This is a genomic window from Enterobacter sp. MEB024 (assembly GCF_030209635.1).
Lineage (GTDB): Bacteria > Pseudomonadota > Gammaproteobacteria > Enterobacterales > Enterobacteriaceae > Enterobacter > Enterobacter ludwigii.
In genome coordinates this window covers 46,123-59,417 of record NZ_JARVRQ010000001.1, presented here as the reverse complement: position 1 = coordinate 59,417, position 13,295 = coordinate 46,123, and the positions used below count along the sequence as shown (strand labels likewise).

Below are 13,295 nucleotides of genomic sequence, written 5' to 3'. Positions count from 1 at the left end.
ATGCCAGGTTCAATTTTGATGAAGAACAGATCGCTGTTTCGAAAAAGCCTGCTGGTTCATTCCATCAGCCTCGCCTTGTGCTCGTTTAGTGCATACGGTGAGACATTCAACAGTAGCCTGCTGGTCGGTAATTCAGCGGATATGGACTGGAGTAATAATCAGTTGGTCATGACGCCAGGGACTTACGATCTCGACGTTTACGTCAACAACGTCTGGCGTGGAAAGTTCACCTTAACGGTCGCCAATGACGATCGGGGCACCGTACATATTCATAAAGAAGATGCCACGCAACTGTCTATTCAGGAGCTGGATGATGCTATCGCGAACGCTCACTCCGACATGATTGACATTAATACGTTACTCCACGGAGGTAAAAGCAAGCTGGTACCGGGAGAGTTGCGTCTGGATCTGGAAGTTCCGCAAGCCTTTGTGAAAACTGACAGCCAAAACTGGGTGGCACCGCAGAAATGGGACCAGGGCATTAACGGTCTTTATACCAATTACAACGTTAACTATTACAACTTCCATGGACTGAGTGAAGGGTATACAAATAGCGATAATTTTTATCTTTCACTGAACAGCGGGCTGAATTTTTCAGGCTGGCATTTACTCGATAATTCCACCTGGATGCGTTACAGCAATCCGGGAAAAAGTTATTGGGTCAATACCACACGCTATGTCGAAAAACCGATTGTGGCTATCGAATCGCTCATGCGTGTCGGGCGGGCGTATACCGCCTCGGATTACTTTGATACCGTGAGATTCCGCGGCCTGACGCTCACGAAGAGCCGGCAGATGTTGCCCGACAGCGAACGTGTTTATATGCCTGTCATCACCGGGATCGCCACCAGTTCCGCGGTCGTGAGCGTTTTTCAGGACGGCCATATTATTCATCAGTTATCCGTGCCCGCCGGCCCCTTTGCAATTCGGGATTTAATGCCGACCGGTTCACGTGGCGATCTGACCGTGGAAGTAAAAAATAATGGCGGAAGTACCGAGCGCTTTGCCGTTCCATTTTCCTCTTTACCAGACATGCTCCGACCGGGCACCAGTGATTATCAGTTCAATATCGGTGAAGTGGACATGCGCGGTATTAACGACCATAGCCGCTTTGCCCAGTTTAGCTATTCACGCGGTATTAATAATTACGTTACCGCGACTGCCGGGAGCATCTGGAATGCTGACTATCAATCTGTATTGCTTGGGGGTGCCATATCTTTACCCTACGCGGGCTCGTTGTCTGGATCTCTTGAAGAGTCACAGTATCGCCTGCCGGGAGAGGAGCGGCGCCGCGGAGAAAAATACGCCCTCTCATGGAGTAAGTATTTTCCAACACGAACTAACCTGACGCTCGCATCGTATTATTACCGAACGCAGAACTATGCCTCCTTCAGCGATTTTGTCCTGACCCGATCCAATATTCAGGATTATGGCGGAACAGGCTCCTCGACGGTTAACAGCAAACAGGCATTCAGCGCCAATATCATTCAACCCCTGTCAGATGATTTCGGCCGTCTTTCGCTTTCAGCATACTGGCGTGACTACTGGCGCGGGCAAAAAACCAGCCGCCAGTATAACCTGACGTGGAGCAATGCCTGGCACAGCGTAAATTACGCCGTATCGCTGCGCCGTTCCGAAGTGACGCAGTCCTACTACGACTATGAAACAAATTATGAGGGTGATGTCGTCACTTCGTTGCGCACGCGTGGAAACACTGAGAACAATCTCTATTTTTCCGTCACCGTTCCGATGTCCCTCTTCGGCAGCGGTGGGAGCATCGCAACCCACGCCAGCGTGCAGAAAGGTCGATATGCGTCTTCAGACGTCAGCCTGAGCGGTAATTCCCACGATGTCGATTACAGCCTGATGCTGGCCCATGATAACGAGGGGGACTCCCGTTCGGCGGATCTCTATAGCAACTGGAAAAACAGTGTGACCAGCCTTAACACCGGCCTGACCGTCGCCCGTGAATATCGCCAGACCAGCCTTGGTGCGAGCGGCAATCTGCTTGCGTGGCGTGGAGGGGTCATTGCCTCCCCGAATAATGGGCGGAACTTTGTGATCCTTGAGGCACCCGGCGTGGAAAATGCCGTGGTCAACGGCGATTCATCGACCCGTACAAACCAGCACGGTATCGCACTGGTAACCAGCGCAACGCCTTACCGGCAGAATAATTTTCATCTCGAGCAGGATGGGACAAAAAGCAGCGACGTTGATTTACAGGGTAATTTGCTGAATATCGCCCCGTATGAAGGCAGCATTACGTATCTGAAATACAAAACGGATACGCGGAAATTATTCACCCTGGAAGTTCAGGATACGAAAGGTGAACAGTTACCGTTTGGCGCATTTGTTTCAGATAGCGGTCATAACGAGTTGGGATATGTAGCACAGGGAAGCCAGATTTTTATTAAATCCGATACGATGCCTGATTCTCTGCATATCGATATCAGCAAAGGCAAGGTAAAAAAAACCTGTGTCATTGCACAGCCCAATGAACATGCCGTCAATATCTGCCGGTAATTTAAAACGAGTATTAATACGATCATGAGTAAGTCTTTTTATCTCATCATAGCCGTATTCGCCCTGATATTTATACCAGGATTTTCCGCACTGGCTCAACCCCAGTCCAGAGGCCTTACTGGCGATACGTGCAGAAATAGCGGCATTTTATTTAAAAACGTGGCAGAAGCGGATAAATCGCTGAATCTCTCATCGGAGTTTCTGACATCCAATGTCGTTGAAAGAACCTATACGACAAGCTGGTCTGGCAGCATGACCTGTACCTATGGCAATGTCGGGATTGGTGGTGTATTACAGGATCATCTTTATTATTTCACCGGGTTTAATAATAACCCCGTGTACCTCAATTTTAACAGCGCCGATGGCGAAAACAGCTACTGGATTAAAGTGACGGCACAAATTACCGGCACAACAAAAGTGACTGTCAGCGGGATTGTGGGCATCCACTCCCTCGCCTATCCAACACAATATACATTGCGCGCAGAGCTTTTAAACACGCCGCCCACCGGGGTCGCAGCCTACACCAAGACGACCACTAATGGTGCACTCAGCGTTATACCGGCGGTAATGAGCGGTACGGGGAGCGGAGCGGATTCACCCTTGTTATCCAGTAAAACCTATGCCTACCGCGCGTGGGACAACATGATGACCGACACCTCGCGCAAAAGCTGGAATACCGATTATTTTCTCGCTTACGAGAAAGTTACTATTCAGTTTGAACCGAAAGAAACCACCTGCAACATGACCCATGACATGACGGTTAAGCTCCCCCCCGCCTCGCTGAGAACATTAAAAATAAATGGTAAAGCTAACGGTGCCGATTTTACCATACCGTTTAAGTGCGGGAATCTGGCGGGAGTCAAAACTGCCACCCGTAATATCAAGGCCTGGATATCCAGTAATGACCTGGTCACTACCGACAGCACTTACCAGGTCATGGTTAATGATGAGACCACCGCTGGCGGCGTGGGCATTGCGCTTCGCAGTCGTTATTTCCTTGGCGAACATGAGGAGATAAAAATCTCCAGCAGCAATAATATGGAACATGCAACACAAATATTAGACATTGCAAAAGATGATAACATCCAGGATATACAATATATTTATTTGCATGCCTATTACAAAGTCTACAACGCATCAGCGCTCTCGACCGGAACGGTGGTAGCAACCGCACAAATTATGTTTGGTTACGATTAATTATTTTAGTATTTAGCTCAGGGTTTCCATGAATATATCTGTTCAAACCGTGCTTAACTTATTACATCGAATTATTTATCCGGTCTCTGCTGACCTGGTAAATCATTTGCAACGCACGGCAATCATCACCTGGTATTTAAGCCATCAGGCAGGACTTGATCACTCCGGAATCAAGACGGCCTTTCTGGCCGGCATGCTTCATGATATTGGTGCACTCAGTAAAGATCGCGCACACATCATGCCGGGAGGTGATGGCTTTCAGGATGGCCATGAACAGTTGGGTGGGTCAATGACGGCGGGTATTCGTTTTCTGCAGCCGGTGACCGCCATTCTGGAAAATCATCACAGCGAATGGTCAATATCAGACAACAATACGCTCCCTCTGGTACATCATCTGGTGCATATGGCCGATACGTTCGAACTGTTCCTGCGCGAGGTTAAAGGCGATTTTGTCGCACAGCGCGAGGATATCCTGGCCCGCTTCTTTGCACGGCCTGAGCAGTGGCCTGATGTGCTTTCGAATGCCCTGTATGAATCGAGTCGCCAGGATGGCTTCTGGTTCAGGCTCTGTAACCCGGCACAAGACCAGGTGCTTAATGCCATTAGCCCTCTGCAACACGACATGCTCGATCATCATGACTTTCTTGAAGTGTGCCAGCTGATTTCAAAAATTGTCGATAAATACAGCAGCTTCACCCGCACTCACAGCGCCAGCGTGGCCCATGTGGCGGCCCGTCTGGCTGCACTTTATGGCTATGACCGCGATATGCAGGAAAAAATCTGCATTGCAGGTTATTTACATGACATCGGCAAGCTCTTTACGCCGCTCGCTATTCTCGAAAAACACGGCAAGCTTGAAGATCATGAATACGCCCGTATGAAGCAGCACAGCTACAAAACGCTGGTCATGCTACACCCTATTACTGAACTCGGCAGCATCGTGGATTGGGCAGCCAATCATCATGAACGTCTGGATGGCAGCGGTTATCCTTTCCGGCTAGGCGCCGCGTCGCTGGATATTCCGTCACGAATTCTGGCCGTAGCGGATGTTTTTACCGCAATGACAGAGAACCGTCCCTACCGACGAGGAATGGACAGCGATAAAGCCATGAGTATTCTTCGTGAAGAGGCCGCAAATTATCGTCTGGACTGGGACATTGTGACATTGCTGGGCCATAATATTAATTCTGTTAAACCGCTCGTTGCGAAGTGTTAACGCCCTAAGAATAAATAATGAAATATTTGATTGCCCATACAGTTGTCTACGATACGGAAAGTGGTGAACTCACTATTCCAGGCGCTGAGGCACCTGAAGACAAAAAACTGACAAACACGGCGAATCGTATTCTCTCGTTGCTGATTGCAACGCCGGGAGCCGTTCTTGAACGTCAGTATCTGCTGGAACAGGTGTGGGAGTCCGCCGGACATACCAGTTCCAGCTCCTCACTTAATCAGTATGTGAGTATTTTACGTAAGACCCTGACCTCCCTGACAGATATTGAAGAAACGATTATTGTTGTCCCCAAAGTGGGCTTTTTGTTTTCTTCTGATATTGATGTGCAGATTATAGACACCACTGAAGGTGTCACTAAACTCGAGAATATTAGTCCTCGCCGGGTCAGAAAGAAAAGATTCCCACAGCGATATATATGGGCAACAGTCGGTATTGTTGTGCTGCTAATAGCCAATATCTGGGTCTGGCGCAAGGAACAGCCAAATCAGCGATATGACGAACTCACGATGATTGGCCATCTCGGGAAGTGTAGCGTCAACACTTTTGAACATCTTTCTGGTGATATGCGAAAGCATTTGATTGACGTGTTGCTTTCTGCTCAGCCCAGTCTCAAAGAGAAATGTGCGTTGCATGCAGCTCAACTGATGGTGAATATACAGCCGAACGTGTTTTATGGTAGCCGCGGGAGAATTTTTTATGCTTTTTGTCCCCTGGACTCAGAAAACAACACGTTGATCTATTGCGAAAACCATTATGCATTTAACTGGGAAATGAAATGAAAAACGCACTGGTATTCGCGACGATAATAACTGTACTTACAGGCACGCTTCTCTGGGGTATTATTGTACGTCCATCAACGTATATAAACGATCGCTGCTTTGCGAATTTCTCCTATAAAGATGGTTCAAATGACCAACCGTTTACATTTTCAGGAAATGTTGCCTTTGAATTTTCCGAGGATAAAACAGGTCAATCTAATTTATACGGCGACATAGATTACCAGGGCAAAAATTACACTTTTTCCCGCTACGTAAAGTTTAAGTATCTTAATACCTCCAGCAATGCGTATACGGTGAAGATCCTCAAGCAGGAAAAGCTGGCACATGATAACACGCCCGAAAATCTGTCCTCTCTGGCTATTAAAGTATTCTTTTTAAGCGGCGAGCATTCCATGTATATGAAAAAACATGGCGACAGTTTTATCACTATCGGTAATACGCTGTCGCCCGTGATGAATTGTGTTATCCAGTCATAAAGATAGTTTGATGATCGCATGGAAGATATTGTGTCGACAAAAAAGAAAACATCCCGGTGTGTCAGTTGCTCAGAATGCGGTTTTGCTGACGTGTGTCAGGCCTATCTTTTTGACCGCCAGGAACCCCTGTTTATCCACGATCTGGCGCGTGGTAAACGTATATCGAAAAATGCCTTTATTTATCAAAGCGGCACCCCGGTAACTGCGCTCTATGCCCTGAGAAGCGGCGTGGCTAAAATTTACGATACGCAGCAGATTCTTCAGGGGATCCTGCTGCCGGGGCAAATTTTTGGTGCAGAAGAACTCTTCACCAGCCAGCATCAATATAGCGTGCAGGCTGCTACAGACGTGGAAATCTGTGAGCTAAAAAAAACGCATTTTTATGAGATAAGCCAGCTAACCAGCACGTTCACCCACTTTATCATTCGTATACTCTCCCGTTCAGCCAGAGAAAAACAGTTGTTTATTAACGTGCTGGTGAAGAGCGACGGTTTACAGAAGGTCAGTGATTTTATCCAGCTTATCGCGGATATCCGAAAAGAGTATGGCTTTGAGCACCGCGCGATTGAACTGCCGCTCACTAAAAAAGAACTGGCGCAATTACTGGGTATTTCCCAGTCGACACTGGCGCGTGCGCTGGCGGCGCTGGTTGAGCAGCAGAGGGTCTTAATGAATAAAAAAGAAATTACCTTATTACACTACTGAGCGTTTCCATGGCGTGTTGTCAGAAGCCACCCGATATTACGGGTGGCGCTTAATTAGCGCTTACTCATGGCCAGCCTGGCAGCAAACAGCAGAAACACTACGCCGGTCGTTCTGTCCATCCATTTAACGACCGCGGGCTTTTTCAATACTTCTGCCGCATAGCCGGTTGCGATAATTAACGTTAACGACCAGAGCGTGCCAATAAGCACATGAATACTCACGAGCAAAAATGTCCACACAAACGGTGAATGACCTGCTGGAATAAACTGCGGCAGGAAAGAAACGTAGAAGATACCCATTTTAGGATTTAGCACGTTACCCAACATGCCACGTAAAAAACCGTTGCTGCTGCGGGCATTACCGTCAGAGGAAAGCGAGAACTGCTGACGCGGGCGTAACAATAACTGGAGGCCCAGCCAGCAGAGATAGAAGGCCCCACACCACTTTAAAAAGGAATACGCGAATTCGGAGACAGCCAGTAGTGCTCCCAGGCCGAAGGCGACCAGCGCGCCCCAGATAAAGCAACCCGTATCAATACCCAGCGCGACGTGAATTGCTTTTTTACTGCCATCCGCAGCGGCAGTGCGGAGAATTAACGCGGTATCCAGCCCGGGAGTCAGGGTCAACAGCGTGGCAGCGAGAGTGTAAGCAAGAAGGGCATCGGTAACAGTCATGGTGCCTCCGAAAACACAGAGCGTATTGGAAAGTTAACATTGCTGCAACACCAAAAAGAGGGGGGTACAGATACTCTTCTTCCCAGAATCTGCGTCGTGTTTTATCCGGCTTACGGGTTATGCAGAGGTAACTTCAGGTAAGGCGTAACTGATTTTATTCATCGGTGAACTCGATTATACGTTACGGGTAACAAGGCGTAGTTTTAATACCGCTAGTTCAAGGCTATATGCCACAGGATATCAATACAGGAGTAACAACTATGCCATATGTAACCACACAGGACGGGGTGAGTATTTATTTTAAAGACTGGGGCGATAAATCAGCGCAACCCATCATGTTTCACCATGGGTGGCCGCTGAGCGCAGATGACTGGGATAATCAGATGCTATTTTTCCTCGCCCACGGTTATCGCGTTATCGCTACGGACCGCCGCGGTCATGGCCGCTCAGACCAGGTGAGCCACGGGCATGATATGGACCATTATGCATCTGATGTTAACGCCGTCGTTGAGCATCTGGATCTGAAGAATGTTATCCATGTAGGCCACTCCACCGGTGGAGGACAGGTTGCTCGCTATGTTTCAAGATTCGGACAACCTCAGGGACGCGTATCAAAAGCGATTCTCATCAGCTCCGTCCCTCCCCTCATGGTAAAAACTGACGCCAACCCAGACGGAACGCCGATTGAGGTCTTCAATGATTTCAGAAAGGCACTTGCCGCTAACCGCGCCCAGTTCTATCTGGATGTCGCCTCAGGTCCTTTCTACGGTTTTAACCGATCCGGTGCAGCAATCTCTCAGGGCACAATTCAAAACTGGTGGCGCCAGGGTATGAACGGCGGTGCGATTGCTCATTATGAGGGTATTAAGGCATTCTCAGAGACAGACCAAACTGAAGATCTGAAACAGATTTCTGTACCTGTTCTGGTCATGCAGGGCGATGACGATCAGGTCGTCCCCTATAAGAATGCAGCGATTATGCAGGACAAACTCCTGAAAAATAGTCAGTTAATTATTTATCCTGGTTTCCCTCATGGAATGCACACCACCCATGCTGATGTTATAAACTCAGATATACTGGCATTCATTAAGAAATAAAATCATTAACAGCATTATTCAGGGTAGCTATTCAGCTATCCTGAATTACGTTTTAATTTCATCCCTCCACCGCATTAAACCCCCTATCAGCGCCCCAACATGTCGTTATTGCGTGGTCAGGAGATCAATCATCGCGCGGGTGGCAGCGGACTGGCGCCGGTGTGGCGCGAAGATCACCGAGAACGGCCGCGAGCGTCCGCGAAGGTGAGGAAGCACCTCCACCAGCTGACCGCGCTGTATCCTGTCCCGAACGATAAACTCATAGCTCTGGCAAATCCCCATACCGTGTTCAGCCAGGGAGACGACGCCCAGCACATCATCCGACGTTTCGATAGTTGAAGCGGGTAGCCAGTCCACATCGCGTTCGTCTTCCCGAAACACCCACGGAGCGATGCGACCGGTGCGCGGCAAAATAAACGGCAGACACATGTGTCGGTGCAAATCATCCAGCGTTTGCGGAGTCCCCATCCTGTGAAGGTACGCGGGTGATGCGACCAGCAGCAAAGCGGCATCCTCCAGTTTACGCGCGACTAAAACACTGTCGGGCATCTGACCCAAACGAATCGCCAGATCGAACCCTTCAGCAATCAGGTCGACGTTGCGGTTGGTGATGTTCAGATCCACCTGAACGCGCGGGTAGTGTTGGGAGAATCGCGCCAGCAAGGGCGGCAGGCGATAGTGACCGTAGGTAGTCGGTACACTCATGCGCACGCGTCCGGTCAGGTCGCCTTCCTGGCCCTGCCCATCACGTTCGGCTTCATCCAGCAGGGAAAAAGCAGAGCGCGCCTGCTCCAGATAGACTCTCCCTGCCTCGGTCAGGCCTACCCGACGGGTGGTTCGCTGTAAAAGCTGTCGTCCCAGGCGCGTCTCAAGGCGAGAAACCGCACGACTCAACACCGAGGGCGTGGTGGACAGGGCGACGGCAGCAGCAGTAAATGAGCCGTGTTCAACGACAGCGATGAAGACCTCAACATCGCCAAGATAATCGAATTTTCTGCTCATTATGCTCTTTCAGGAACAAATGTTTTTCAATTCCGCTAATTTATCTCCAGTTGGGCGATGAGTAAAGTGTGCGCATTCATCACCAGAGGGTAAAATCATGGATCTTCAACTCACCGGTAAGACAGCACTCGTTACTGGCGCAACCGCGGGGATTGGTCTGGCCATCGCCCGCACGCTGGCGCGCGAAGGCGTGGCCGTCACCATTACTGGTCGTGACCACGCGAAATTGCAAAACGCCGTGGCAGACATTACCGCCGCTCAGCCTCAGGCGCATGTCACCGCCATCGTTGCCGACCTGGCAAGCGCTGAGGGGGCAAAAGCCCTGATCGCGGCCTGCCCTGACACCGATATTCTCATCAACAACCTGGGCTTTTACGAAGCCCGAGACTTCGCCGACATCACCGATGATGAGTGGCTGAACATGTTCAACATCAATGTCATGTCCGGCGTTCGCCTGTCACGGCATTACTTCCCGCGCATGCTGGAACGCAACTGGGGCCGGGTGATATTTATGTCGAGCGAAGTCGGCGCGTTCACGCCGCCAGACATGGTGCATTACGGCGTCAGTAAGTCGGCGCAACTCGCCGTTTCGCGCGGTATGGCCGAACTCACGAAGGGGACGGGCGTTACGGTCAACAGCGTACTGCCTTCAGCGACCCGCTCCGACGGCATTATCGAATACCTGCGCCAGACCGCGCCTGCACCGGGTATGACCGACCAGGAGATCGAAGCGAATTTCTTCCAGACCTACCGCCCCAGCTCTCTTATCGCGCGAATGATCGATGCTGATGAGATAGCCGCGATGGTCGCGCTGCTGGCAAGCCCGCTGGGCGCTGCCTCTAACGGTGCCGCGGTGCGCGTCGAAGGCGGCACCTTCCGCTCCATTCTTTAATGCAGCAGCCGTCATGACCTGAGGGGAATCAATGTCCCCTGCTTCCCTTATTTACCGGAGCATAGAAATGTTCAAACGTACCCGTAATATGTCCGCCATCGCGATGGCAATGTTGTTCTCTTTTGCGAGCGTAGCCAGCGCAGCGAACCAGGCCCCTCTTGAGCGCTGGCGCAGCTATACCGGCGTAACCTGGAATACGCCTGAGAAGGGGGAAACGCCGACGCCGTTTTCCGGCTCGGTTAACGCGCCCATCGCAGGCATCCACTTTGATGCAAAGGGAAGAGCCTTTGTCAGTACCCCTCGACTGGTTTCAGCCGGTGCACCCGCGACGTTAAGTATTCTTGATACGACCGTGCAGACCGGACCGGCGCGCCTCACGGCATTTCCGTCCCGCGAGGGTAATGCGGTGGAAACCGCTCCCGATCAGAACCTGCGTAACGTGCTTGGCTTCTATATTGACCGTAAGAATGGCTGGCTGTGGGCCCTGGATATGGGGTTCGTCGCGGGAGAAGCGGAATCCCCCGTGGGTTCTCAGAAACTGATGGTACTGGATCTGAATACCGGCCGCACAATCAAACGCATTCCACTGGATGGCGTGGCAGACCGCAAGGCGAGCTTCCTCAATGATGTGGTTGTTGATGAGACGCGCCGTGTCGCCTACATCTCCGACAGCGGCTCGCGCAGTGCGCCTGAGAACCGTGTCGGTCTTATCATCGCCGATTTCGCAACCGGCACTGCCCGACGCGTGCTCGACCGTCATCCAGACCTGCAGATTGAGCCGGGTGTGAAAGTCGTCTCGCACGGGGCTGAAGTCTGGCCAGGTCATCCATTACTGATTGGCATCAACGGTATTGCGCTGTCTCCGGATACCGGCACGCTCTACTGGACGGTGACGACAGGGACCCATGCGTTTGCGGTACCGACTGACATTCTGCGAAAGCCAGGTGCTGACGATGCGCAGATTGCGGCGCAGATCCGGGATCTTGGTTCGGTGGGAGGCAATACCGACGGTATCGTGACCGATGCCAAAGGCAACCTCTATATCACCGATGTGACACACAACGGTATTGTCAGGTATGAACCGAAGAGCGGCTCAATGACCCTGATGGCGTCAAACGACGGCGTACACTGGCCGGACACGCCGGCCATCAATCCGGACGGGGATCTGATCTTTACCTCCAGCAGCCTGAACGACCATTTTGCTGGCGCGGTCAAACCTGGCCAGGAGCGCTATGACGTATGGCGTTTACCCCTGAAGGCGTTGCAGGATAAGCGCCAGTAACGCGACTGCGCATGCTCCGTACTGGAAACACTACACGCTCACAGGGACTCTCCTTGTGGGCGTGTACATTACTGACGCCGGTGTATGCGAGATAACCGGTGCAGCCAGAAGCAAACGGGCAATGACAGCAACAGAAAAAGGCAAAATGCGGCCAGGAATGCATCCGTTGTAGTAAAATGCAGGACTGAAGCCGCCAGTCCCCCTGCGATTCCACTGAGCACTATCAGGCCAAAAAACACCCACCCGGTAGAGTACCAGAGAATATTGTTGATTAGTCTTCTTATCATCTGCTGACTTCTGCGAATAATATTGGAATGAATAAGATATCGGTTTGAGAACGCCGGACATAATCCCTGCCGCCATATCAATAGGGCTGAAATCGCTGTATCCGAAACGACCCGTTCTTACCGGTATACATTGACGCTGAAACTGCCGGTATTGTCAGAGTATCCAACCTCTGTATCGGCAATATACAGATGCAGGGTACCGCTCTGGGGAGTCGCCCATTTATATACTCCACCGCCTATATCATAACCTTTGCCAGAAGTATCAAATCTCGCCTTGAGCACCTTATCATTGCAGGTAATGAGCCCTTCTTTCACCCTACCATCCGGCACCGCCAGCGCAAATTCTTCTTTACCGTATTTAATCCAGCCAGAGGCCATTATCGTTATCTCATCACCGGCATTCAGTTGCAGGCCTGTATTAATACCGGAAGGAATATTTGCAGGAACTTCTCCGGACCACTCTGGCTTAGCCGTCATGCTATTCTCCTTTATCAAACTTCATTAACATTACATTTGATGCGTGCTTTGCATCAATCAAAGACAAAACTCCCCTGCATGTGACAGACATCACACTAAGTATTCATAACGTTTCATCATGGATGCATATGAATATATTTATCTTTTCCAGACTTATGTCGAAAGAATAATTCGATTTCTTTTTTTACGCTGCGATTTATATAAATCCACCAACACAACCAACAACTAAGATACTGATTTCTAATTGATTTTAATGTTAACTATAGGAGTAATCGCACTTTTAATCATGACTGTAATTATACCTTTAGTAAATTAATTATCTTACCTGACAGGCGGTAATAATAGGTACACAAAGCAGTGAGAGGGCGCATTACAGCACCGCCTGCCGTGATATCCGCCCAATAAAAAACCTCTACCTCTCCACTTAATTTCTCGCCTCCACGACGGAAAAGGAATGGGTTAACAAGTATCCACTTAGTTACCATGCCTATTACTTTTTTGGTTTCAACATATACCTCTCACTCACACGCATTACCGCTCTGGATTAACAAAACACAGCATGAGATTAATCCTAATGTTTAATTCGCAGAACTCCAGCAGACGGGAGACGAACGGAAATCATCAGCATCATTTCCAGAATATTATTTGCTGAGTGGCGTATCTGTTTATA

12 protein-coding genes are annotated in these 13,295 nt (G+C 50.0%); 9 read left to right on the top strand and 3 right to left on the bottom strand.

Going from position 1 to position 13,295, the window contains the following annotated elements:
* Positions 1–18 precede the first annotated feature (18 nt).
* Genes QRN24_RS00295 through QRN24_RS00270 form a run of 6 tightly spaced genes read left to right on the top strand, consistent with a single transcriptional unit; the run spans position 19 to position 6,914 of the window.
* A complete protein-coding gene (locus QRN24_RS00295) occupies positions 19–2,523 on the top strand; it encodes a fimbria/pilus outer membrane usher protein (RefSeq protein ID WP_284942201.1) in 2,505 nt (834 codons plus the stop codon).
* 24 nt (positions 2,524–2,547) lie between these two features.
* The gene (locus tag QRN24_RS00290; protein ID WP_025205027.1) at positions 2,548–3,720 is read left to right on the top strand and encodes a fimbrial protein; all 1,173 of its coding nucleotides are present in this window, start codon (positions 2,548–2,550) and stop codon (positions 3,718–3,720) included.
* 28 nt (positions 3,721–3,748) lie between these two features.
* Positions 3,749–4,936, top strand: a complete 1,188-nt coding sequence (locus QRN24_RS00285) for an HD domain-containing phosphohydrolase (protein ID WP_025205028.1) — start codon at positions 3,749–3,751, stop codon at positions 4,934–4,936.
* Between the two features lie 17 nt (positions 4,937–4,953).
* Complete coding sequence (locus QRN24_RS00280; RefSeq protein WP_284942200.1) at positions 4,954–5,733, top strand: winged helix-turn-helix domain-containing protein; 780 nt, start codon at positions 4,954–4,956, stop codon at positions 5,731–5,733.
* Positions 5,730–6,209 (top strand): FidL-like protein, encoded by a 480-nt coding sequence (locus tag QRN24_RS00275; protein WP_014168789.1) that lies wholly within the window; start codon positions 5,730–5,732, stop codon positions 6,207–6,209. Before QRN24_RS00280 ends, QRN24_RS00275 begins: the two co-directional genes overlap by 4 nt.
* A 30-nt stretch (positions 6,210–6,239) precedes the next feature.
* Complete coding sequence (locus QRN24_RS00270) at positions 6,240–6,914, top strand: Crp/Fnr family transcriptional regulator (RefSeq protein ID WP_255344425.1); 675 nt, start codon at positions 6,240–6,242, stop codon at positions 6,912–6,914.
* 53 nt (positions 6,915–6,967) lie between these two features.
* On the opposite strand, the gene QRN24_RS00265 is transcribed toward QRN24_RS00270, so the two are convergent.
* A complete protein-coding gene (locus QRN24_RS00265) occupies positions 6,968–7,588 on the bottom strand; it encodes a LysE family translocator (protein WP_032681595.1) in 621 nt (206 codons plus the stop codon).
* A 260-nt stretch (positions 7,589–7,848) separates the two neighbouring features.
* Here QRN24_RS00265 and QRN24_RS00260 point away from each other — a divergent pair, with 260 nt between their 5' ends.
* Positions 7,849–8,685, top strand: coding sequence for an alpha/beta fold hydrolase (locus QRN24_RS00260; protein ID WP_223398396.1), 837 nt, complete (start codon positions 7,849–7,851; stop codon positions 8,683–8,685).
* 105 nt (positions 8,686–8,790) lie between these two features.
* Here the strand turns inward: QRN24_RS00260 and QRN24_RS00255 are convergent, their stop codons facing one another.
* A complete protein-coding gene (locus QRN24_RS00255; RefSeq protein WP_138613353.1) occupies positions 8,791–9,687 on the bottom strand; it encodes a LysR family transcriptional regulator in 897 nt (298 codons plus the stop codon).
* A gap of 97 nt (positions 9,688–9,784) precedes the next feature.
* On the opposite strand from QRN24_RS00255, the gene QRN24_RS00250 reads away from it, so the two are divergent.
* Positions 9,785–10,579 carry an SDR family NAD(P)-dependent oxidoreductase gene (locus QRN24_RS00250; RefSeq protein ID WP_138613351.1) on the top strand — a complete coding sequence of 265 codons (795 nt, stop codon included), beginning with the start codon at positions 9,785–9,787 and terminating at the stop codon, positions 10,577–10,579.
* Positions 10,580–10,646: 67 nt separating this feature from the next.
* Positions 10,647–11,861 carry an L-dopachrome tautomerase-related protein gene (locus QRN24_RS00245; protein ID WP_284942199.1) on the top strand — a complete coding sequence of 405 codons (1,215 nt, stop codon included), beginning with the start codon at positions 10,647–10,649 and terminating at the stop codon, positions 11,859–11,861.
* Between the two features lie 404 nt (positions 11,862–12,265).
* On the opposite strand, the gene QRN24_RS00240 is transcribed toward QRN24_RS00245, so the two are convergent.
* Positions 12,266–12,625 carry a LecA/PA-IL family lectin gene (locus tag QRN24_RS00240; RefSeq protein ID WP_284942198.1) on the bottom strand — a complete coding sequence of 120 codons (360 nt, stop codon included), beginning with the start codon at positions 12,623–12,625 and terminating at the stop codon, positions 12,266–12,268.
* Positions 12,626–13,295 lie beyond the last annotated feature (670 nt).